The organism is Methylobacterium sp. DB0501, assembly GCF_011043735.1.
GTDB lineage: Bacteria > Pseudomonadota > Alphaproteobacteria > Rhizobiales > Beijerinckiaceae > Methylobacterium > Methylobacterium alsaeris.
In genome coordinates this window covers 105,005-124,920 of record NZ_JAAKGV010000020.1, presented here as the reverse complement: position 1 = coordinate 124,920, position 19,916 = coordinate 105,005, and the positions used below count along the sequence as shown (strand labels likewise).

Genomic DNA, 19,916 nt, shown 5'->3' with positions numbered 1-19,916 from the left:
GCCGTGGCCGATACCGCCAACCCCGGCAAGCCGCCCGCCGGCCCGGAGACCACCGGACACGAGTGGGACGGCATCGCCGAGTACAACAATCCCCTGCCGCGCTGGTGGCTTTACGGCCTGTACGCCACCATCGTCTGGGCGATGGGCTACTGGGTGCTCTACCCGGCCTGGCCTATGGTCAGCGGCTACACCGGCGGCCTGCTCGGCTACTCCCAGCGCGCGACCGTGCTCGACGAGGTCGAGGCGGTGCGCCGGGAGCGCGACCTGCGCGGTCAATCGCAGCTCGCGAGCGCCTCCGTCGCGGAGATCCGCGCTAATCCGGCCCTGCTGCGCCTCGCCCTCGCGACTGGCAAGGCGGCGTTCGGCGACAACTGCGCCGCCTGCCACGGCACCTCGGCCACCGGCCGCATCGGATATCCGAACCTCCAGGACGATGATTGGCTCTGGGGCGGCACCCCCGAGGCGATTGAGCAGACGATCCGCTTCGGCGCCCGCTCCGGCCACGGCGAGGCGCATGTCGGCGACATGCCGGCCTTCGGGCGCGACGGCGTGCTCAAGCGTGACGAGGTTGAGGCGGTGGCAAGCTACGTGCTCTCGCTCTCCGGCAAGCCGGGCGTGGCCAGCGCGAGCGCCGAGAAGGGCGCCGAGGTGTTCGCGGGTAATTGCGCCGGCTGCCACGGCGAGGCCGCCAAGGGCAATCCCGAGATGGGGGCGCCGAACCTCACCGACCCGATCTGGCTCTACGGCTCGTCGCCCGAGCAGGTCGTCGCCACGGTCACGAACGGGCGTAAGGGGGTGATGCCTGCTTGGGAGGGCCGCCTCGACCCGGCGACCATCAAGTCGCTGGCCGTCTACGTCCACGGCCTGGGCGGCGGCCAGTAGTCGGGAGGCAGGTCCGGCCGGCCGGAGGGGGACGGTTCGGGTCTGGCCTCCCGCGAGCCCTGTCCGGTGCGACTGGCACCGGACAGGGCTCGAACCTGCGCTTGAGCGAGATCAAGGCAGCCGCCCCGAGCCGGACCTACGACCGACGGAGCCGGCCGCGTCGCCGGACGGAACCTTGCACCCATGTCCCTCGCCGAGCCGACAAGACCAGCCCCCGTGCCCAGACCCCGACCGACCACGAAGTTCGGCCGGCGCGCGACGCGGGCGGCCATCCCGGCCGTGGACGGATCGCTCTACGCCGCGCGGACCAAGATCCAGCCGCAGCTGGTCCGCGGCACCTTCCGGCGGATCAAGTGGGCGGTGCTCGTCGTCGCGCTCGGCATCTACTACCTCGTTCCCTTCCTGCGCTGGAACCGGGGCCCGGGCGAGCCGTCTCAGGCGGTGCTGCTCGACCTCGACAAGGGCCGGTTCCACTTCTTTTCCATCGAGCTGTGGCCGCAGGACGTGACCTACGTCATGGGTCTGCTGATCCTCGCGGCCCTGGTCCTGTTCCTGATGAACGCCGTCGCGGGCCGGGTCTGGTGCGGCTACCTCTGCCCGCAGACCGTCTGGACCGACCTGTTCCTCGCCGTGGAGCGCCTGATCGAGGGCGACCGCCGGGAGCGGCTGAAGCTCGACGCCGCGCCCTGGTCGATGGAGAAAATCGCGCTGCGGACGATGAAGCATTCCATCTGGCTGCTCATCGCCTGGTGGACCGGGGGTGCCTGGGTGCTCTACTTCGCCGACGCGCCGACGCTGGTCGTGCAACTCGCCACGTTCCAGGCGCCGGCGCCAGCCTACGTCGCCATCCTGACGCTGACCGCGACCACCTACCTCCTCGCCGGCCACATGCGCGAGCAGGTCTGCACCTACATGTGCCCCTGGCCGCGCATCCAGGCCGCGCTCACCGACGAGCACGCCTACAACATCCTCTACCGCGACGCGCGGGGCGAGCCCCGGGTCTCGGCCAAGCAGGCCACCGCGCTCCGCGCGGCCGGCCAGCCCGCCGGCGATTGCGTCGACTGCTTCGCCTGCGTCACCGCCTGCCCGGCCGGCATCGACATTCGCGACGGCCTGCAGATGGACTGCATCCAGTGCGGCCTCTGCGTCGACGCCTGCGATACGACGATGGGCAAGCTCGGGCGCCCTGCGGGCCTGATCGGCTACGACACCGAGGCCAACCGCCGGAGCCGCGCCGCCGGCGGCGGCCCCGTGAGCCGGATCGTGCGCCCGCGGACCGTGCTCTACGTGGCCCTTGTCGCGGGCATCGGCGGGTTCATGCTCTACAGCCTCGTGACGCGCAGCTTCATGGGCCTGAGCGTCCTGCACGACCGTAACCCGCTCTACGTGACCCTGTCCGACGGCAGTATCCGCAACGGCTACACGGTGCGGCTCAGCAACAAGCGCCCCGGCGAACGACACTACGCGCTGGCGGTCGAGGGCCTGCCCGGGGCGCGGGTCGAGGTTGTGGGCGGCTTGGCCGCCGACCTGCCCGTGCCGTCCGATGCGACGCAGGAGTTCCGCGTCCTCGTCTTCGCTCCGGCCGGCGCCGAGCCGGCAGCCTCCGCCCCCCTGACCTTCCGCATCGCCGACGCCGCGACCGGCGAGACGGCCCGCGCGCAGGACACCTTCAAAGCCCCATGACCATGCCGACCATCGCCTCGCCGCGCCCATCGCGCGCTCCCGGCCGACTGACAGGCCGCAAGGTGCTCCTGATCTTCGTCGCGTTCTTCGGCACCGTCGCCGGCGCGGACGCAGTCCTGGTCACGTCCGCCTTCCGGACGTGGTCCGGGTTGGACGAGCCGTCCCCCTACCAGGCCAGCCAACGCTACAACGCCGAGTTGAGGCGGGCGGCCGAGCAGGACGCCCTCGGTTGGCGCCTCGACGCGACCGTCGTCCGCCTTCCCGCTTCGGTCATGTCGGTGAACGTCACCCTGGCCGATGACGGAGGAAAGCCGGTCCGGGGACAGTCGCTGCAGGCCCGGCTCGAACGCCCGACCGACAAGCGCCAGGATGTGGGCGTCGACCTCGTCGAGATCAGCGCAGGGACCTATGCGGCCCGGGCCGAACCGGTCGCGAGCGGGCAATGGGACCTCGTCGTGGAAGTCGCCGGACCGAAGGGTGGCGCGTTCCGGCGCAGGCACCGGATCGTCCTGGACTGAGGGTCTCTCCTATGTGCTGCACCGACATGGCGCTCGCCTACGTGGAGGCCCACGCCTCCTGGAGCGAGGCGAACACCCGGCCCTCCCTGGGCCGGGACTACACCGCCTTCGTCGCCACCCTGCCGGACGGCTCGGCCCGCGCGGAGTTCGCCGTCGAGGGCGTGCGCTGCGCCGCCTGCATGACCGCCATCGAGCGTGGGCTCGCCCCCTTGCCCGATGTGGCCTCCGCGCGGCTGAACTTCTCAGACCGGCGCCTCGCCGTGACCTGGCGGCGTGAGGTCGAGCCCGACATCCCTGCCGTCCTCGCGGCGCTCGCGGCGCTCGGCTACACCGCGCAGCCCTTCACGCCCGGCAGGCTCGCGGACGCGGAAGCCGCCGAGACGAAGCGGCTGATCCGGGCGCTGGCGGTGGCGGGCTTCGCGTCGATGAACGTGATGCTGCTCGCCATCTCGGTCTGGGCCGGCAACGTCTCGGACATGACGCCGGAGAACCGCGACCTCTTCCACTGGATCCAGGCGGTCATCGCCCTCCCGGCCGCCGCCTATGCCGGGCGGCCCTTCTACGAGGGGGCCTTCCGCGGGCTGAAGGCAGGCCGCGTGACGATGGATTTCCCCATCACCCTCGGCGTCGTCCTGACCCTCGTGATGTCGGTGGTCGAGTCGCTGTCGGGTGCCACGCACGCCTATTTCGACGGCGCGGTGATGCTGCTGTTCTTCCTGCTGATCGGGCGGGTGCTCGACCAGACCATGCGCCGGCGGACCCGCGCCTTCGCGGAGAACCTCGCGGCGCTCCGCAGCGAGCGCGCGACGCTGGCCGAGCCGGACGGCGGCCTGCGCGATGTCCCGCTCACGGAACTTACCCCCGGCGCGCGCATCCTGGTCCGGCCGGGCGAGCGGGTGCCGGCCGACGGCGTCGTCGAGCACGGCGCGTCCGACCTCGACCAGAGCCTGGTGACCGGCGAGACCGCCGCCGTGACCGTGCGCGGCGGCGAGCGCGTCTTCGCGGGCGCCCTCAACGGCAGCGGCGCCCTGACGGTGCGGGTGACCGCGGCGGCAGGCTCCACACTCCTCGACGAGGTCGAGGGCCTGATGCGGCGGGCCCTGGAGGCGCGCTCGCGCGTGCTCGTCCTCGCCGACAGGGCGACACGCCTCTACGTCCCGCTGGTCCACGCGGCTGCCGCGCTGACCCTTGTCGGCTGGCTCGCGGCGGGCGCCGGCTGGCACGCGGCGCTCCTCGACGCCGTCGCGGTGCTGATCGTCACCTGCCCCTGCGCGCTCGGCCTCGCTATCCCAGCCGTGCAGGTCGTGGCGGCCGGCGCCCTGTTCCGCGAGGGCGTCCTGCTCAACGACGGCACCGCGCTGGAGCGCTTCGCCCAAGTCGACACCGTGGTGTTCGACAAGACCGGCACCCTGACCCTGCCGGAGCCGGTCCTGACGGCCGGCACCTTCGATCACGATTCTTTGGAGACCGCGGCGAGGCTCGCCCTGTCGAGCCGGCACCCGATGGCCACGGCCCTGGCCGTTGCGGCCGGGGGCTCGGAACCCTTCCCCGGCGCCGAGGAGGCGGCCGGGCTAGGTGTGCGCGCGCAAGTTGATGGCGTGGAGTTGCGGCTCGGCTCCGCTCTCTTCTGTGGGGCCGAGGCCGAGGCTGCCGCGGCGCTGGAGGCCGACCCGGAGGCCTCGGTGATCTGCTTCCGAGCCGGGGACGGGTCGCCGGCCGCCTTCCCGGTGCGTCAGGGCCTGCGCCCGGACGCGGCCGAGGTCGTCGCCGGTCTCGCGGCGCTCGGCCACCGCGTCCTGGTCCTGTCGGGCGACCGCGCCGCCGCCGTCGAGGCGGTCGCGCGCAGGCTCGGTGTCGCCGAGTGGGAGGCGGGTCTCGCCCCCCGGGACAAGATCGCTCGCATTGAGGAACTCCAGCGGGCCGGCCACCGGGTCATGATGGTGGGCGACGGCCTCAACGACGCGCCGGCGCTCGCCGCCGCGCACGCCTCGCTCTCGCCGGTCACCGCCGCGCATGTCAGCCAGGCCGCGGCCGACGCACTGTTCCTGGGCCGCGGGCTCGCCCCAGTCCTGTCGGTACTGACAGCGGGGCGGCGGGCCCGGCGGCTCATGCTGCAGAACCTGTGGTTCTCGGCGGCCTACAACGTGCTCGCGGTCCCCTTGGCGGCAGCAGGTCTCCTGACGCCCCTGTTCGCGGCGCTGGCCATGTCGGGCTCGTCCCTCGTCGTCACGGCGAACGCCATGCGAGCCCGCCTTAAGACGAAGGCCTCCGCGGGACCGGCCACGCTTCGGTCGTCCGCCGCGGTCCCCGTCGCCGGAGCTGCCTGAGGCCGCCATGACCGTGCTCCTCCTCGTCATCCCCATCGCCTTGGCGCTCGGCACGCTCGGGCTGGCCGCCTTCCTCTGGGCGCTGCGCAGCGGCCAGTACGACGACATCGAGGGTGCCGAGTACCGCGTGCTCAACGATGATTGACCTCGCCCTCGCGCAGCACCGGCCGGATGCCGTTCGGGTCCCGCACCGGGCCTGGACCGTGGCGGCGGCAACCTGCCTCGCGCTCCTAGCCGCGGCGACGGCGGCCGGTGTGCCGAACGTGCTGATTTTGCCCCTCGGCCGGGAGTTCGGCTGGGACGTCGCGACCCTCTCGGCGGCCGCAGCCGTCCGGCTCGCCGCCTTCGGTGTGGCGGGACTGCTCGCGAGCCCCCTGACGAACCTCGTCGGCCTGCGCCGGGTGGCCCTTGTCGGCCTCGCCATGGCCGCCGCCGGGCTCGTCGACTCGCTCACCATGACGCAGGCCTGGCACCTCATGCTGCTCTGGGGCGTGCTGGTCGGTGCCGGTGCGGGCTTGGTCTCCCTGGTGCTCGGCACGACCGTAGCGGCGCGCTGGTTCGCGGCCCGGCGCGGCCTCGTCATCGGCCTCTTCGGCGCCGCCGCGACGGCGGGGCAGCTGGCGACGCTGCCGCTCCTCGCCGCGGTCACGGACGCGCACGGCTGGCGCGCCTGCCTCCTCGTCCCGTGCGCCCTGCTGGCGCTGGGGGCGCTCGCCGTCCACGCCCTCGTTCCGGAGTGGCCCGAGGATGTCGGCCTTCGACCGTACGGTGCGCGGGAGGTGGGGACCGGTACGCGAACCGTGGTCCCCCGGTCCGGGCAGGGCTCCCTGCGGGAGATTGCGGGGTCGGGCCCGTTCTGGGTCCTGGCCGGCAGCTTCGTCGTCTGCGGCGCGACCACCGCCGGCCTCGTCCAGGTCCATCTAGTGCCGTTCTGCGCCGACCTCGGCGTCGGGCCGGTCCCGGCGGCCGGCCTGCTCGCCGGGATGGGCCTGCTGAGCTTCGTCGGGTCGACGGCCGCCGGCTGGCTGTCGGATCGGTTCGCGCCCGGCTGGCTGCTGTTCTGGTTCTACGGTCTGCGTGGCCTGTCGCTCGTGTGCCTGCCCTTCACGGACCTCTCGTTCGTCGGGCTGTCCCTGTTCGCGACGCTCTACGGCCTGGATTGGGTCGCCACGGTCCCTCCGACGGCGAGGCTCCTCCTGGACCGTCTCGGCCGCGAGCGGGCGCCGACGACGCTCGGCTTGGTGTTCGCCGGGCATCAGCTCGGCGCGGCTGCGGCCGCCTACGGCGCGGGCGTGTCGCGGATCGGGCTGGAGAGCTACCTGCCGTCGTTCCTCGCCGCGGGTTCGCTGTGCCTCCTCGCGGCCTGCGTCCTTCCTGTCGCCTGCGGAGGCAATCCCGACGGCCCGGAGGCACAGGCTGCGCCATGACCCGCCGCAAGTCTCGCCGCCTCGTCATCATCGCCGTCTGCGGAGCCGTGCTGGCCCTCGCGGTCGGCCTCGTCCTGTCGGCGATGAGCGGCTCCATCGTGTTCTTCCGCTCGCCGAGCGAGGTCGCCTTGCGGGGGCCGGCCGTCGGCGCGCGGTTCCGCCTCGGCGGCCTCGTGCAGGAAGGCTCGGTGGTCCGCGGCCGCGACCAGCGCGTCGCGTTCGCGGTCACCGACACGACCGCCACGGTGCCGGTGACGTACCGCGGGCTGCTGCCCGACCTGTTCCGCGAGGGCCAGGGCGTGGTGGCGGAAGGAGCCCTTGACGCGGACGGGACCTTCCGCGCCGACTCGGTGCTCGCCAAGCACGACGAGACATACATGCCGCGCGAGGTCGCCGGCGCCCTCAAGGCGCAGGGGCACTGGCAGGGCGGCCGGTCCGCCCCCTAGCGGCGGCCGGCACGGTCCGTCACGAGATGGCTTCGAGGTCGGCGACCGTGATGACGCCGCGGGTGTCACGCGCCTCGGCGTTTTTGCGCGCCTGCAACCGGGCCAGGACGTCCTCTCGCAAGGCCGCCGCGCGCCGTGCGGTCCCGGGTGAATCGAAGCGTCCTGGCCACCACAGGTCGCCCTCGACGATGGCGAACCGACCGCTGTCGACCTTGAGCACCCTCGGCACCTCGAACCCTCCCAGCCTGAGCAGGTCGCCGCGACGGCCGCGGGCGTTGCCTGTGAGCGCGGTGATGCCCTCCGCGCCGCGCCCGAGCCATGACCTCGATCAAGGCGGCCCGCCTTTGAGCCACATCAAGGCGGGGCCCCGGTCGGAAGCCTACCGCGGACCGAGGGTCGGCTCCCCGGGCGGACCGGCAAACTTGACGAGGTGCGAGCATGCGGGAGGATCTGAGGGCGCTCTATGGGGAGGAGCGGCTGCCCCGCTACACGAGCTACCCGCCGAGCCCCCACTTCACCGCCGGCATCGGTGCCGAACGCTACGCGGCGTGGCTGGCTGAAACATCCCCTACGGCCAACGCATCGCTCTACCTGCACGTCCCGTTCTGCAGGTCCATGTGCTGGTACTGCGGCTGCCACACCAGCATCACCCGGCACGACGCGCCGATCGCCGACTACGTCGGCCTTCTCGGACGGGAGATCGGGCTGGTCGCCGCGCGGTTCGAGCACGCGCCCCTGGTCCGCCATGTCCACTTCGGCGGCGGCACCCCGACCGTGATGGCCCCGGAGGCGTTCGTCGGCCTCGTCGCGGCCCTGCGGGCCCGCTTCCCCTTCGATCCGATGGCCGAGGTCGCCGTTGAGATCGACCCGCGGACACTCGTGCCCGCGATGACCGAGGCACTCGGCCACGCCGGCGTCACGCGCGCGAGCCTCGGCGTCCAGAGCTTCGATCCCGTGGTGCAAGAGGCGATCCGCCGTCGGCAGGGCTTCGACGTCACCGCCGCGGCGGTCGTCGGCCTCAGGGCCGCCGGGGTGCGCGGGATCAACCTCGACCTGATCTACGGCCTGCCGCACCAGACTGTCGAGTCGTGCGTCGATACGGTGCGGCAGTGCCTGGAACTGCGCCCCGACCGCCTCGCGGTGTTCGGCTACGCCCACGTGCCCGCCTTCAAGAAGCACCAGCGCCACATCGACCAGTCCAGCCTGCCGGACGGGCGCGCGCGCCGCGCGCAGGCCGAGGCCATCGCCGAGACGCTCACCGCTGCCGGGTACCGGCGGATCGGCCTCGACCACTACGCCCTGCCGGACGACCCGCTGGAGATCGCACAGGCGGAAGGTCGGCTGCGGCGGAACTTCCAGGGCTACACGACGGACTCGAGCGACGCGCTGATCGGACTGGGCGCCTCGGCCATCGGGCGGCTTCCGCAAGGCTACGTCCAGAACGCGCCGGGGCTGCGCGCCTACGCCGAGCGCATCGGTCAGGGCGAGCTCGCCACGGTGAAGGGCTACGTGCTGACGCCGGATGACCGGCTTCGGGCGGACCTAATCGAGCGGATCATGTGCGACTTCGCCGTCGATGTCGGGCAGGCCTGCCGCGCTCACGGCCGCGACCCGAAGGCATTCCTCGCGACGCTCACGCGGCTGCCGACGTTGGCCGACCATCGGCTGGTCCGCTGGGACGGCGAACTCCTGGTTATCCCAGCGGAAGCCAGGATCTTCGTGCGGAACGTCGCCGCCTCCTTTGACGGGCATCTCGGGACTTCCGGTGCCTTGCACAGCCGCGCGGCGTGACCGGCACGTCGGGCGACGGTGCGGCGGGGGCCCACACCTCGTGGCAGGGGCCGCCATGCCACGTCTCTCAGAGCAGACTGCCGTCCGCGACGGCGGCCTGCCCCCGCAGGAGCAAGGCTTTGATGCGGTGGTCCCGCACCATCCGGCGCAGGAGCCGCAGGGCCGGCAGGGTTCCGGTCGGATCGAGACGGTGGGCCTTGTCGGACAGGTTATCAGCCACCGCCTCATGGGTCCGCGCGCCCCAGAGAAGGTTCATCCGTGCCTCCGCATCCGACGACGGTTCGGCTGGACGCATCGAAGAGGGGAGGTTCGAACGGCCCATGGCGGTTTCTCGGGCTGGAGGAGGCGAAGATCGATGGAAGGCGTTCCGGCCCAGCCAGCGCCTCGGTCACGGGATCTGCCTGGCCCTTGGCCTTCCCGCTTAGTCGTCCCTATCCCCCGGCCTATTGATCCAGGTCAAAGACCGGCCCCTTGAGACAGGCTTGGCCCGGTTCGGGATTCGGCGCACCCGAAGATCGCGGTGGACGTTATGGATCCGTAACGTCTCCCCGGACGTGACGGGCCATGCCGTCGAAGACAACCACGACAGGCGCCGCCCGGGAGGCAACGCTTGGCGACACTGCACCTCACCCACACGGCCGCGCTTACCGACCTCGGTCCGCCCTGGCATCCTGAGCGCGCCGACCGCATCCGCGTCATCGAAGGTTGCCTGGAGCGGCAGCGCTTCTCGGCGCTCGTGCGCGAGCAGGCACCCCGCGCCGCGCTCGACGCCCTTCATCTGGCGCACGACGAGGCATACGTCGCGGCAACACTCAGCGGTCTTGAGCGCGGTGGCCTTCCCCATCTCGACGGCGACACGCATGCAGGACCGGGAACTCTCGACGCGGCCTTGCGAAGCGCCGGGGCCGCCGTGCAGGCGGTCGACGAGGTCATTACCGGGCAGGTCCGCAATGCCTTCTCGGTCATGCGTCCGCCCGGGCACCATGCCGGACGGGCACGCTCAGCCGGCTTCTGCTTCTTCAACAACGTCGCGGCCCGCCACGCCCAGGCCGTCCACGGCGCGGGACGCGTCGCCATCCTGGACTGGGACGCCCATCACGGGGACGGCACCCAGGAGATCTTCTGGGACGACCCGACCGTCCTGTTCTGATCGACCCACCAATGGCCCTTCTACCCCGGCACCGGTGCGGCGTGCGAGCGCGGCGAGCACGGCAACGTGGTCAACGTGCCTCTTCCGGAAGGTGCCGACGGCGAGATGTTCCGCGCGGCACTGGAAACGGCGGTGCTGCCGCGCATCGCGGCCTTCGAGTCCGACCTCATCCTGGTGTCGGCCGGCTTCGACGACCACTGGCGCGACCCGCTGGCCGGGTTGGACCTTACGGAAGACGACTTTCGCTGGGCGACCGAGCGGCTCGTCGACGTCGCCGACCGCGTCTGCAGCGGCCGCGTCGTCTCGCTGCTGGAGGGTGGCTACGACCTGATCGGCCTGGCACGCTCGGCCGCCGCCCACGTCGAGGCTCTGATAGAGCCGCTTTTGCACTGCACCGCCCAGGCGACGGAAGCCTCCACGGTCGCAGCCTAGCAAGGCGCTCCGGCCGACCTCTTCAGAACCGGTAGGTGATACCGGCGCCGACGATCCACGGGTCGATGTCGACGCGACCGCGGACCGCGCCGGCGTTGAGCTTCACCTTCGTGTCGAGGAAGAGCTTCTTCACGTCGACGTTCACACCCCAGTGCTCGTCGAGCATGTAGTCGAAGCCGACTTGCAAGGCGGGCGCGACGCTGTTCGAGAGGCGAAAGCCGGTGAAGCCGCCCCGCTCCCGCTCGCCGAAGAAGATCGAGTAGTTCACGCCCGCGCCCACATACGGCTTCAGCGGGCCGAACCCGTCGAAGTGGTACTGCAGGGTCAGCGTCGGCGGCAGGATCCAGGTGGTGCCGATGCGGGTGCCCGCCAGGGTGCCGGCACCCTGGATGCCGTGCCGCGTCACGCCCAGGATCAGCTCGGCGGAGACGTTTCGGGTGAAGAAGTACGAGATGTCGAGTTCCGGGATGGCCGAGTCGGTGATGGCCACGCCGGCGCCGGAGAGCGGGGCTCCCCCGGCCGAGAGGCGGGCGCCCGCGTCGGGCAGGACGCCGAGCGCACGCACGCGCACGAGCCAGGGCGACCACGTCGTCAGCGCCGGCTCCAGGGTCGGTGCCGCGGCGAAGGTCGGCAGGTCGGCGGCGTGGGCGCCTGGGAGGCCGCAGGCCAGTATGGCGGCCGTGGCGACGAGGAGGGTTTTCTTGCGCATGGTTTCGTTCGGTCTCGGGACAGGGCCGCGTTCGGCTGCGCGTCCACTCGCCCATCCCGGAACCAGACGTCTTTGATCGAGGTCAAACGGCCAAGCTTGTCCGGGCTCGCGCAGCGACCGCCCCGAAGAGCCAGCCGGTTTTGCGCTGGATCAAGGATCATCCTCATGGATCGGTGAGACAGCCTTCAAGGATCTTCCATCCCGAGCCGGAGACGTTCAATGTCCATCGCCAGCATCATGGTCGCCCTTGACACCAGCGAGGCGGCCGCCCGCCGCGTCGGCCTCGCAGCGGACCTCGCGCGACGCTTCGAGGCCGCGCTCACCGGTGTCGCGGCCCGTAAGCTGCCCAGTCCCGGTCCCACCGGCGACCTCGGGGAGGCGCAGGCCGCCTACGACGCGGAGCGCGCCAAGCTGGCCGGCGAGCTCGACCGGGCCAGGGACGTGTTCCAGGCGGCTGCCGGAGGCGACCTCCGCACCGGCTGGCGGCAGGCCGAGGACGGGGCCGAGGCCTTCCTCGTCCGGCAGGCGCGCGGCACTGACCTGCTCGTGGTCGGACGCGACGCGCCGCGCGCGGCGCCCAACGCCATGGTGCCCGACCCGGGTGCGGTGCTGATGGAAGCCGGGCGTCCCGTGCTGGTCGTGCCGCCGGGCGTCGAGCACCTGGCCGCCGCCCGCATCGTCATCGCCTGGAAGGATGCGCCCGAGGCGCGTCGCGCCGTCTCGGCCGCGCTGCCGTTCATCGGGCGCGCGGACCAGGTCTTCGTCGCGGCGGCCGGCAGCGATGCCCGCTTCGAAGGCGCCGAGGAGGTCTCCGAGTTACTGTGCCGCCACGGGGCGCACATCACCATGAACCTGCTGGACGCCCCGGGCGGCGCGGTCGCGGACGCGGTCCTGCGCTTCGCGAAGCGTGAGGAAGCCGACCTGATCGTGATGGGCGGCTACGGCCACTCGCGGCTTCGGGAATGGTTGTTCGGCGGCGTGACCCGGGACATCCTGCGGGCCTCCCCGCTCTGCTGCCTGATGAGCCACTGATGGGCACGGCACCTGCCATCGCGACGGCGTCCGCGCTCCTGATGTGCCTCGCGGCCGTCCCCGCCGCCGCCTGGGACGAGCGGGTCAAGCGCGGCCGCGCCCTGGCGCGTACGGAGTGCGCACGTTGCCACGCCGTCGGCCGGACGGGGGTAAGCCCGCTCCGGCAAGCCCCGCCGTTCCGGACGCTCCACGAGCGCTACCCGGTCGAGGACCTCGCCGAGGCGCTCACCGAGGGCATCCGCACGGGACATCCGACCATGCCGGAGTTCCGCTTCGAGCCTGATCAGGCGGAGGCCTTGATCGCCTACCTCAAGACGCTTGAGCGGTGAGGCGGCATCAACCAGCCGCCATCGCCTCCAGCCGCGGGAGGTCGAGCAGGCGCACGCCGCCGGGCACGAGCAGGATGGCATGCGCCCGGTCGAGGCGTGACAGCATGCGGCTGACCGTCTCGATGGTCAGCCCGAGGTGGTCGGCCATGTCCTGGCGGCCCATCGGCAGTTCGACCGTGACGGACGAATGGCCGGCCCGGGCGTAGCGAGCCCGCAACGACAGCAGGAAGGTGGCGACCTTCTCCTCGGCCGTCCTGCGGCCGAGGAGAAGCATCTGCTCCTGAGCGAGGTTCAGCTCGTGGCCGGCCCGCTCGTGCAGGCTCCTGAGCAGGTGCGGCTTGGTCTCGACCACGGCGGCGAAGTCCTGGCGGGCGAAGCGGCAGGTCTTCACCGGCCCCAGCGCCTCGGCCGAGACCGAGTGGCGCTCCTGCAGGGCGAGGCCGAGGAAGTCGCCCGGCAGGGCGAAGCCCATCACGTGGCGCCGTCCGTCCGGGAGCAGGCGGGTGAGGCGCAGGGCTCCCTCGATGACATTGAAGACGAAGCCTGCCGGCTCGTCCTGGCCGAACAGGGCCTGGCCCTTGTCGAGGGTGAGGTGGTGGCTGAGCGCCTCCAACTCCTCCAGTTCGTCCAGTTCCAGGACCGAGCAGACGCTGATCAGGCGCACCTTGCAGTCGGCGCAGCCGTTCTCGGAGCGCCCATGGTGGCAGGCATGGGGGATCCTCCCGCACGAGCCCGTATCGACCAGCATGCCGCCTCCCGCACGGTCGGGTCTGCCGGGCCCCTCCCGGTCGTTTCCCGCCGCGCGGAGGATGAGCCACGGGACACGCCGTGCATTGATCCAGCGCAAGGGCGGCACGGGGCGCGAGGCACCGTCCTCGGCACCGTTCGCCTCGCCCGCACGGCTTGCGGCCGAGGCGGACGGTGCCGACACTGTCATCGGCCGGATTCGCCTCTCACCGCGTTGCGCCCGCGGGCGCCATTCCAGGGCGCACGACGGAACCGACGATGTCCCGACCGAGAGTTCGGAGCGCACCCGTGAGATATCCTCGGTCCGACGAGGCGCCCAGTAGGTCCCTTCGCCCGCCGGCCGATGCCGTTACCCTGCGGCTCGGAACCGTCCAGCTCGTACCCGTGCTCCTCCTCGCCATCGGCGGCGTGGCGGGCGTGGCGCTCGCGCTGCGGGCGCATTTCCTGAACGTCGCCGGCGTCGTGCTTCTCGGCCTCCTGGCAGCGGCGCTGACCGCCTTCTCGGCTTGATGGTCGTGGCGGCTGGCGACGGGCCGGGCGCCGTACACGGTGGTCGTCGACGGCATCCACGACGGCCGAGGGCTCATGATCCGGTGGCGGGAGGTGACCAGGGTCAGGCGCGTCCGGCACCGCAGGACCTTCCTGACCGCGCTGCGCCTGTACGATGGCTCCGGCCTCCAGGCCTCGATGGAGACGTGGATGCTGCGCGGCGGCGACCGCGAGGTCCTGGCGGCGGTCCGCAGGTTCTCGCCACGCGTGGCCGACATGATGGCCGCGGCCGAACGCGAGGCGGCGACATGAGCGGGACGGAGGGCGCTCCGAACGTCTGCTCGGTTCACCGGTCAGGCGGCCTCCCGGAGCTGTCAGCCACCCCGCCGCATGTCCGGGTGAACGGCCCGGTCGAGCAGGCCCGCATGCTGGCCGAGGACGGCCCCGGTCGAGCCGACGATGTGTGGGTCGGGCCCGTGCACGACGTGCGGATCGCGGTCCGGGTAGGGCATCGCGGCCAGGAAGAACTGCATGGCGTTCAGCCGCGCCCGCCGCTTGTCGTCAGACTTCACCACGGTCCAGGGCGCGTCCGCGGTGTCGGTGTAGAAGAACATCGCCTCCTTGGCCTCGGTATAGGCGTCCCACTTGTCGAGGGAGGCCCGGTCGATGGGCGACAGCTTCCAATGCTTCAGGGGATCGCGCTCGCGCGCCTCGAAGCGGCGCAGCTGCTCCTCGCGCGTGACCGAGAACCAGAACTTGACGAGGCGGATGCCGGAGCGGACCAGCATGCGTTCGAGTTCGGGCGCCTGCCGCATGAACTCCAGGTACTCGTGCGCGGTGCAGAACCCCATCACGCGCTCGACGCCGGCGCGGTTGTACCAGGAGCGGTCGAAGAACACGATCTCGCCCGCGGCGGGCAACTGCTGGACGTAGCGCTGGAAGTACCACTGCGTGCGCTCACGCTCGCTCGGCTTCTCCAGGGCGACGACGCGGGCGCCGCGCGGGTTGAGGTGCTCCATGAAGCGCTTGATCGTGCCGCCCTTGCCCGCGGCGTCACGCCCCTCGAAGAGCACGACGACCTTCTCGCCCGCTTCCTTGACCCAGTTCTGGAGCTTGAGCAGCTCGATCTGCAGCGGCAGCACGTGCGCCTGGTAAGCCTTCTCGGTCAGGCGCGTCCTGTAAGGATACTCGCCCGTCTCGAAGGCTCGGCGGACCGCCTCGGGATCGTGGCGCTCTGCGAAGGCCGACCGCGACGATCCGGGCTGCACTTCCGCGTCCGCATTCCGGCCGTTCGCGTCGGGTGCCGGCAACCCATCCGGCGGCACCCGGTCCGCCGCTCGGGACGCCGCCTCATCCTCTGGGGTCGCGGACTGGCCGAGGCCGATCATCGTGGTCCGCTGTCCCGTTGCGTCCGTCATGTTCGTCACCTCCATTGCCAGCGCCCAAACGGCGGCTGCGGACCCCGTCCCGTGCCTCAGGCGGTCACTGCGGCGAGGGCGCGGGCGATCTCGTCCTTGAGATGCAGCCGCTCCAGGCGCGAGGCCCGCTCGGTCTCCTCGGACACGGGCTCGATGCGCTCCTCCATTCGGTGCAGGGCGCGGTTGACGACGTGGTAGCGCTCGACCAGGTCCGCGAACCGGTCGTCCGCATGCTTCAGCGCCTGGATGCGGCCTGCCTGGCCCGGGAACTCCGCGGCGAGGTCGTGAGGGACGTGCGACATGCGTAAGCTCCTTGCGAGGGGCCTCGTTCGATCAAAGGACCCGCGGCGACGTACGCGCGGCTCCGGCCCCGTGGACGACATCCTGGCCGAGCCGGGGCCGCGCCATCCTTGATCCAGCGCAAGGTGCCATCGCACCGTGTTCAGGGATGTTCGTCGCGCGTCAGGCCCAGGAAGCCGCACTCGTGCAACCCGGGCGCCGACCACGTGACGCCGGCGGGATGTCCATGCGGCGATGGGCCAGCCTCCGACGCGGGACCATCGGCGACGGCCCAGGCCAGGCAGGCGAGTGCCGCAGCCCCCTTCGTCTGGGACGCGGCCGCCCCCGGAGGCCTTGTGCCGCGTCCCGGCGATGGTACGGCCGGGATACCCCGTTCGGCGGGATCATGACGTGCAGGCGTCCCGCGGCGGGCGAGACGATGCCGTGCAGCGGCCTGGCCGATCCGCACGGCGGCCACCGTCTCGCCGGACCTGATGATGGCCCCAGCCTCGACGAACCGCCGCTCCGGCACGCTCTCGGGCAGCATGTTTGTGGATCATGGAACCTCGTCCACCTGGACGTCAGCCCTCATCGTCTCCCACTTCCAGGCCCGTCATGGGGCATGACGTTGGGAAGGGGGGCACAACTGGCGGCACCGCCGCGTCCCGGATCGCTCACCGATGGCCTGGGCCATCGCATTTGCGATGGATCAAGGCGGCATGACCGCGTCGACGATACCCCCTCCGGCATCGAAGCCAGCGGGGGCGCGGGATGCGCAAGTACCTTGTCACCTTCCACAAGACCGTTCCCGACGACATCGGCCACGACCATCGCGTCGTGCAGCGGCAGGCGGTCGTGAGCGCCGGCTCGGACGTCGCCGCCGCCTACGCGGCCAAGGCGATGTTCCGCGAAGCCGCCGGCGTGTCCGACTGGCGGCTGCGGGCCGACACCTGCGAAGTTATCGAGCTCACCGAACAGGCCGCCTGACGGGATCCAGATGAAACAAGAATCGACTGCGCGCGTGCATTGGCGGGGCCGCCAATGGGCGGTCACCGATTATGGGATTGAGGCCCTCGACGATATGTACCACGTCCCGTATTCCGAGATCCGGGATGCCGATGCCGGACCGATGCCTTGGCTGGACGCCCTCTGCCGCCGCTACGGCACCGACCGCGACGACCTGGCCGCGGCCCTGCGGGTGGCGCGCGCGAAGCGTCCCGGAGCCGCTGCTGCGCCGCTGGAGCCGGCGGCGTGAGCGCTTCCGCGCTGCCAGCAGCTCGGGAGCTCGACGATCCTGAGGCGCCGAGCCCCGCTGTCGGGCCGTCGAAGCCGCGCCTGCTGCGCGTCCTCGGACCCGGCCTGATCACCGGCGCCTCGGACGACGACCCGAGCGGCATCGCCACCTACGGGCAGGCCGGGGCGCAGCTCGGCTACGGCCTGTGCTGGACCATGCTCTACACCCTGCCGCTGATGGCGGCAGTGCAGATGGTCTCGGCCCGGATCGGCCGCACCACCGGCTACGGCATCGCCGGCGTGCTACGCGCGCACTACCCGAACGGCCTGCTCCAGGCCGTCGTGCTGCTGCTGCTGGCGGCCAACATCTTGAACCTGGGGGCCGACCTCGGCGCCATGGCGGACGCGCTGAACCTGCTGCTGCCGGGCCCGCGCTGGCTCTACGTCGTCCTGTTCGCCGGCACCTGCGTGTTCATGCAGGTCGTCCTGCGGTACGCCCGCTACGTCGCCGTCCTGAAGTGGCTGACGCTGAGCCTCTTCGCCTATCTGGGCGTCGTGATCTTCGCCCACGTCTCCTGGCGGGACCTCGGAATGGCGATGGCCCTGCCGCGGCTTGACGTCAGCGATGGCAGCCTCACCACCTTGGTGGCGCTCTTCGGGACCACGATCAGCCCGTACCTCTTCTTCTGGCAAGCGGCGGAGGAGGCCGAGGACCTGCACGCCTTCCCGCGGCGGAGGGACCTGCTGCACGCGCCCGAGCAGGGCCGGAGCGCCCTGCGTCGAATCAGGATCGATACCCTCGTCGGGATGACCTTCTCGAACCTCGTGGCGCTCGCCATCATGGTCACCGCCGCCGCCGTGCTGCACCCGAATGGCGTCACCGCCATCCAGACCTCGTCCCAGGCCGCGGAGGCGCTGCGTCCGCTGGCCGGCCCGTTCTCGGCGACGGTCTTCGCGCTGGGCGTCGTCGGGACCGGGCTGCTGGCGGTGCCGGTGCTCGCGGGATCGGCGGCCTACGCGGTCGGCGAGGCGCGGCGCTGGCCCGTGGGCTTCGGCCGGCGCCTCCTGGAAGCGCGCGCCTTCTACGGCACGGTGGCGCTCGCGACGCTGGTGGGCATGGTGATCAGTCTGGGCGCGGTCGACCCGATCCGCGCGCTCTACTGGAGCGCGGTGGTCAACGGCGTCATCGCGGTGCCGGTCATGGCGGTGATGATGCTGGCGGCGGCCCGGACCGACGTCATGGGCGCGTTCGCGGTGCGTGGGCCGCTGAGGCTGCTCGGGTGGCTGGCCACAGCCTGCATGCTGCTCGCCGTCCTCGCCATGCTGGGCACCGCTGCGCTGCGCCCGGCCTAGCGCGGCACCGGCCCCTTGGCCACAAACGGGCCAGGGTGCGGCCGCGAACGGGCCGGCCTTGTTCCAGATCATGGACCGACCCCGGGCCCCCCACTTCTACTGAACGGGTGAGTTCACCAGGATCCGGCCATGCCCGATCACCTCCGATCCGTTGCACCGAGCGTTCGACCGACGAGCCCCCGCCCGTACGGGGAGCGACCTCCCGCCCGCGGACGACGCGCAGGTCAAGCTGGCGATCTGCATCCTGGTCATCGCGGCGGTGCTCTACGTCGTGTCCATCGCGACGTGAGACGCGCCACCTCACCCGCGGTCGCGCGGCAGTGCCGACCCCTCCGCCTGACCGAAGGGTCGCCCGGCTCGGCGGTACCCTGAGACCCCTAGAGGCTGCCATGTCCACGCCCGACCCCTTCGATCCCTTCGGCGTCATCACCTCGATGAACGGTTGGTGTTGTCTCCTGGGGGCAGCACGGGAACTCGGCGACATCGACGCGGAGATGATGGACACGCTGCTTGAGGCGAACGAGCCTGGCCCGGCGTCCCTGTCTTCGGAAGCCGTCGCGAAGGTCCGCAACCTGGTGAGGCTGATGCGCAGCCTGGATCTGGACCCCGATGCCATCCGGCTGCGCGAGCCCGGGGCCATGCGCACGCTTGAGGCAGCCTGTCTCGGCTGCACGGAGAGGAACCACTGCACGCGCGAGCTACGGGCCGGGACGGCGGCCGGGACCTATCGAGGGTTCTGCCCGAACGCCGAGCGCCTCGACGGGCTGCGCGAGGCCTGAGCCATCGCCGCCGTTACGTCCGGCGTGACCGGCGACCGGTCCCGCGCCGCTCCCGGCGGGAAGGGGCATGATGCACCGGGGCGCGCCGGCCGTCGTCCTAACCTCGGCCCCCGCGCTTCGGCTGCGGCGCCATCCACGCACGTTCGCCACCGTGCCGAAGACGTGGTGGGATTCCTCGTCCTTACGCTTGCCGAGGTGGCGAACGCGCCCGGGGGACCGCTGGCCGGTCGGTCCGTCGGCCCCCGGCTCGCGTCCGGGGCCGCGCCGCGCACGCTGCTTTTCCCGTGAGCGGGGCGCCCGTTACGCCTCGCGGGCCCCGGGCTTCCTGCCCGGTTCGAAGATGAGCTCGACGCCGGCCCGCTCCAGGGCACGCCGCACGGCCCGGACCGTCTCGGGCGGCGGGACACGCCCTCGCCCTCCAGCACGGTGTAGGCGGCCTCGCCCGATATCGGCGGCTTGTAGGGGCGGCACTCGATGAGCTCCCCGAAGATGTCGCAGATGGTGACGATGCGGACCATGTCGGGGATCTCGTCGCCGCGAAGGCCGTCCGGGTAGCCGGACCCGTCGAGGAGCTCGTGGTGGGACCGCACCACGGCGAGGAGCGCCTCGTCGTAGGCGGCGTCGCGGAGAAGCTCGTGGCCGAGGACCGGGTGCGCCCGCATCGCCGCGAGTTCCCCTCCGTCGAGCCGGGCCGGCTTATTGAGGATGGCGAGCGGGATCCGCGACTTCCCGACGTCGTGCAGGAGGGCCGCTTCGGTGAGCCTGCGGCAGTCGTCCCGGCGCAGGCCGAGGTGGAGGCTGAAGCCGGCGGCGAGGCCGGCCACGAGGAGGCAGTGCTGGTGCGTGGCGTCGTCGAAGCGCCAGACCACGTCGAGCCAGGCCCGCAGGTCGG

General features: G+C 71.8%; 24 protein-coding genes and 1 pseudogene. 18 read left to right on the top strand and 7 right to left on the bottom strand.

The genetic code is table 11. From position 1 onward, the window contains the following. Positions 1-3 precede the first annotated feature (3 nt). The 7 genes from ccoP to ccmE all read left to right on the top strand — a co-directional run bounded on the left by ccoP (position 4) and on the right by ccmE (position 7,283). On the top strand, positions 4-882 hold the full coding sequence (gene ccoP, locus G4G93_RS26255; RefSeq protein WP_048443117.1) for a cytochrome-c oxidase, cbb3-type subunit III: 879 nt from the start codon (positions 4-6) through the stop codon (positions 880-882). Positions 883-1,065: 183 nt separating this feature from the next. Beyond that, the gene (gene ccoG, locus G4G93_RS26250) at positions 1,066-2,565 is read left to right on the top strand and encodes a cytochrome c oxidase accessory protein CcoG (protein WP_083469066.1); all 1,500 of its coding nucleotides are present in this window, start codon (positions 1,066-1,068) and stop codon (positions 2,563-2,565) included. A 2-nt stretch (positions 2,566-2,567) separates the two neighbouring features. Next, positions 2,568-3,083 (top strand): FixH family protein, encoded by a 516-nt coding sequence (locus G4G93_RS26245; RefSeq protein ID WP_048443137.1) that lies wholly within the window; start codon positions 2,568-2,570, stop codon positions 3,081-3,083. Positions 3,084-3,094: 11 nt separating this feature from the next. Further along, on the top strand, positions 3,095-5,410 hold the full coding sequence (locus G4G93_RS26240; protein ID WP_048443115.1) for a heavy metal translocating P-type ATPase: 2,316 nt from the start codon (positions 3,095-3,097) through the stop codon (positions 5,408-5,410). Between the two features lie 7 nt (positions 5,411-5,417). Beyond that, a complete protein-coding gene (gene ccoS, locus G4G93_RS26235) occupies positions 5,418-5,555 on the top strand; it encodes a cbb3-type cytochrome oxidase assembly protein CcoS (RefSeq protein ID WP_063838467.1) in 138 nt (45 codons plus the stop codon). Next, positions 5,548-6,837, top strand: a complete 1,290-nt coding sequence (locus tag G4G93_RS26230; protein WP_048443114.1) for an MFS transporter — start codon at positions 5,548-5,550, stop codon at positions 6,835-6,837. Before ccoS ends, G4G93_RS26230 begins: the two co-directional genes overlap by 8 nt. Further along, positions 6,834-7,283 (top strand): cytochrome c maturation protein CcmE, encoded by a 450-nt coding sequence (gene ccmE / locus G4G93_RS26225; RefSeq protein ID WP_048443113.1) that lies wholly within the window; start codon positions 6,834-6,836, stop codon positions 7,281-7,283. The genes G4G93_RS26230 and ccmE overlap by 4 nt, the downstream gene beginning before the upstream one ends. 19 nt (positions 7,284-7,302) lie before the next feature. On the opposite strand, the gene G4G93_RS26220 is transcribed toward ccmE, so the two are convergent. Beyond that, entirely contained in the window at positions 7,303-7,503 is a 201-nt protein-coding gene (locus G4G93_RS26220; RefSeq protein WP_157080507.1) for a hypothetical protein, read from the bottom strand. A gap of 218 nt (positions 7,504-7,721) precedes the next feature. Between G4G93_RS26220 and hemN the strand changes: the two genes are divergently transcribed. Further along, on the top strand, positions 7,722-9,074 hold the full coding sequence (gene hemN / locus G4G93_RS26215) for an oxygen-independent coproporphyrinogen III oxidase (protein WP_048443111.1): 1,353 nt from the start codon (positions 7,722-7,724) through the stop codon (positions 9,072-9,074). 67 nt (positions 9,075-9,141) lie between these two features. On the opposite strand, the gene G4G93_RS26210 is transcribed toward hemN, so the two are convergent. Next, on the bottom strand, positions 9,142-9,330 hold the full coding sequence (locus G4G93_RS26210) for a hypothetical protein (RefSeq protein WP_048443110.1): 189 nt from the start codon (positions 9,328-9,330) through the stop codon (positions 9,142-9,144). A 354-nt stretch (positions 9,331-9,684) separates the two neighbouring features. Here G4G93_RS26210 and G4G93_RS26205 point away from each other — a divergent pair. Further along, a pseudogene (locus G4G93_RS26205) lies at positions 9,685-10,656 on the top strand (histone deacetylase family protein). A 22-nt stretch (positions 10,657-10,678) separates the two neighbouring features. On the opposite strand, the gene G4G93_RS26200 reads toward G4G93_RS26205, so the two are convergent. Then, complete coding sequence (locus G4G93_RS26200) at positions 10,679-11,365, bottom strand: OmpW/AlkL family protein (protein ID WP_048443109.1); 687 nt, start codon at positions 11,363-11,365, stop codon at positions 10,679-10,681. Positions 11,366-11,584: 219 nt separating this feature from the next. Between G4G93_RS26200 and G4G93_RS26195 the strand changes: the two genes are divergently transcribed. Both G4G93_RS26195 and G4G93_RS26190 read left to right on the top strand, forming a co-directional pair. Continuing rightward, positions 11,585-12,397, top strand: a complete 813-nt coding sequence (locus G4G93_RS26195) for a universal stress protein (RefSeq protein ID WP_048443108.1) — start codon at positions 11,585-11,587, stop codon at positions 12,395-12,397. Then, positions 12,397-12,726, top strand: coding sequence for a c-type cytochrome (locus G4G93_RS26190; RefSeq protein WP_048443107.1), 330 nt, complete (start codon positions 12,397-12,399; stop codon positions 12,724-12,726). The genes G4G93_RS26195 and G4G93_RS26190 overlap by 1 nt, the downstream gene beginning before the upstream one ends. Positions 12,727-12,733: 7 nt before the next feature. Here G4G93_RS26190 and G4G93_RS26185 read toward each other — a convergent pair whose 3' ends face one another. Next, positions 12,734-13,474 carry a helix-turn-helix domain-containing protein gene (locus G4G93_RS26185; protein ID WP_048443106.1) on the bottom strand — a complete coding sequence of 247 codons (741 nt, stop codon included), beginning with the start codon at positions 13,472-13,474 and terminating at the stop codon, positions 12,734-12,736. 287 nt (positions 13,475-13,761) lie between these two features. Here G4G93_RS26185 and G4G93_RS26180 point away from each other — a divergent pair, with 287 nt between their 5' ends. Together G4G93_RS26180 and G4G93_RS26175 are read left to right on the top strand one after the other, a co-directional pair. Next, positions 13,762-13,983 carry a hypothetical protein gene (locus tag G4G93_RS26180; RefSeq protein ID WP_157080506.1) on the top strand — a complete coding sequence of 74 codons (222 nt, stop codon included), beginning with the start codon at positions 13,762-13,764 and terminating at the stop codon, positions 13,981-13,983. Between the two features lie 39 nt (positions 13,984-14,022). Further along, a complete protein-coding gene (locus G4G93_RS26175) occupies positions 14,023-14,274 on the top strand; it encodes a hypothetical protein (protein ID WP_048443105.1) in 252 nt (83 codons plus the stop codon). Between the two features lie 62 nt (positions 14,275-14,336). Here G4G93_RS26175 and ppk2 read toward each other — a convergent pair whose 3' ends face one another. Both ppk2 and G4G93_RS26165 read right to left on the bottom strand, forming a co-directional pair. Next, the gene (ppk2, locus tag G4G93_RS26170; protein ID WP_232389511.1) at positions 14,337-15,380 is read right to left on the bottom strand and encodes a polyphosphate kinase 2; all 1,044 of its coding nucleotides are present in this window, start codon (positions 15,378-15,380) and stop codon (positions 14,337-14,339) included. Positions 15,381-15,436: 56 nt separating this feature from the next. Further along, entirely contained in the window at positions 15,437-15,682 is a 246-nt protein-coding gene (locus tag G4G93_RS26165) for a YdcH family protein (RefSeq protein ID WP_048443104.1), read from the bottom strand. A 748-nt stretch (positions 15,683-16,430) separates the two neighbouring features. Here G4G93_RS26165 and G4G93_RS26160 point away from each other — a divergent pair. The 5 genes from G4G93_RS26160 to G4G93_RS26140 all read left to right on the top strand — a co-directional run bounded on the left by G4G93_RS26160 (position 16,431) and on the right by G4G93_RS26140 (position 19,024). After that, complete coding sequence (locus G4G93_RS26160; RefSeq protein ID WP_048443103.1) at positions 16,431-16,646, top strand: hypothetical protein; 216 nt, start codon at positions 16,431-16,433, stop codon at positions 16,644-16,646. Positions 16,647-16,656: 10 nt separating this feature from the next. Next, positions 16,657-16,914 carry a hypothetical protein gene (locus tag G4G93_RS26155; protein ID WP_048443102.1) on the top strand — a complete coding sequence of 86 codons (258 nt, stop codon included), beginning with the start codon at positions 16,657-16,659 and terminating at the stop codon, positions 16,912-16,914. Further along, complete coding sequence (locus tag G4G93_RS26150) at positions 16,911-18,245, top strand: NRAMP family divalent metal transporter (protein WP_048443101.1); 1,335 nt, start codon at positions 16,911-16,913, stop codon at positions 18,243-18,245. The genes G4G93_RS26155 and G4G93_RS26150 overlap by 4 nt, the downstream gene beginning before the upstream one ends. A 151-nt stretch (positions 18,246-18,396) precedes the next feature. Beyond that, positions 18,397-18,534, top strand: a complete 138-nt coding sequence (locus G4G93_RS26145) for a hypothetical protein (RefSeq protein WP_157080505.1) — start codon at positions 18,397-18,399, stop codon at positions 18,532-18,534. Positions 18,535-18,634: 100 nt separating this feature from the next. Next, positions 18,635-19,024: a hypothetical protein gene (locus G4G93_RS26140; RefSeq protein WP_048443100.1), complete on the top strand. Its 390-nt coding sequence runs from the start codon at positions 18,635-18,637 to the stop codon at positions 19,022-19,024. Here G4G93_RS26140 and G4G93_RS36120 read toward each other — a convergent pair. Then, complete coding sequence (locus G4G93_RS36120) at positions 18,970-19,893, bottom strand: HD-GYP domain-containing protein (RefSeq protein WP_053080242.1); 924 nt, start codon at positions 19,891-19,893, stop codon at positions 18,970-18,972. The genes G4G93_RS26140 and G4G93_RS36120 overlap by 55 nt on opposite strands. Between the last annotated feature and the right edge of the window lie 23 nt (positions 19,894-19,916).

Excerpts from the sequence above, each read along its gene's own strand:
- G4G93_RS26190 (WP_048443107.1), top strand. The coding sequence starts at position 12,397 with ATGGGCACGGCACCTGCCATCGCGACGGCGTCCGCGCTCCTGATGTGC.
- ccoG (WP_083469066.1), top strand. The coding sequence starts at position 1,066 with ATGTCCCTCGCCGAGCCGACAAGACCAGCCCCCGTGCCCAGACCCCGA.
- G4G93_RS26240 (WP_048443115.1), top strand. The coding sequence starts at position 3,095 with ATGTGCTGCACCGACATGGCGCTCGCCTACGTGGAGGCCCACGCCTCC.
- G4G93_RS26195 (WP_048443108.1), top strand. The coding sequence starts at position 11,585 with ATGTCCATCGCCAGCATCATGGTCGCCCTTGACACCAGCGAGGCGGCC.
- G4G93_RS26185 (WP_048443106.1), bottom strand. The coding sequence starts at position 13,474 with ATGCTGGTCGATACGGGCTCGTGCGGGAGGATCCCCCATGCCTGCCAC.
- G4G93_RS26230 (WP_048443114.1), top strand. The coding sequence starts at position 5,548 with ATGATTGACCTCGCCCTCGCGCAGCACCGGCCGGATGCCGTTCGGGTC.
- G4G93_RS26140 (WP_048443100.1), top strand. The coding sequence starts at position 18,635 with ATGTCCACGCCCGACCCCTTCGATCCCTTCGGCGTCATCACCTCGATG.
- G4G93_RS26160 (WP_048443103.1), top strand. The coding sequence starts at position 16,431 with ATGCGCAAGTACCTTGTCACCTTCCACAAGACCGTTCCCGACGACATC.
- G4G93_RS26165 (WP_048443104.1), bottom strand. The coding sequence starts at position 15,682 with ATGTCGCACGTCCCTCACGACCTCGCCGCGGAGTTCCCGGGCCAGGCA.
- ccoS (WP_063838467.1), top strand. The coding sequence starts at position 5,418 with ATGACCGTGCTCCTCCTCGTCATCCCCATCGCCTTGGCGCTCGGCACG.
- ppk2 (WP_232389511.1), bottom strand. The coding sequence starts at position 15,380 with ATGACGGACGCAACGGGACAGCGGACCACGATGATCGGCCTCGGCCAG.
- G4G93_RS26200 (WP_048443109.1), bottom strand. The coding sequence starts at position 11,365 with ATGCGCAAGAAAACCCTCCTCGTCGCCACGGCCGCCATACTGGCCTGC.
- G4G93_RS26245 (WP_048443137.1), top strand. The coding sequence starts at position 2,568 with ATGCCGACCATCGCCTCGCCGCGCCCATCGCGCGCTCCCGGCCGACTG.
- ccmE (WP_048443113.1), top strand. The coding sequence starts at position 6,834 with ATGACCCGCCGCAAGTCTCGCCGCCTCGTCATCATCGCCGTCTGCGGA.
- hemN (WP_048443111.1), top strand. The coding sequence starts at position 7,722 with ATGCGGGAGGATCTGAGGGCGCTCTATGGGGAGGAGCGGCTGCCCCGC.
- G4G93_RS26210 (WP_048443110.1), bottom strand. The coding sequence starts at position 9,330 with ATGAACCTTCTCTGGGGCGCGCGGACCCATGAGGCGGTGGCTGATAAC.
- G4G93_RS26155 (WP_048443102.1), top strand. The coding sequence starts at position 16,657 with ATGAAACAAGAATCGACTGCGCGCGTGCATTGGCGGGGCCGCCAATGG.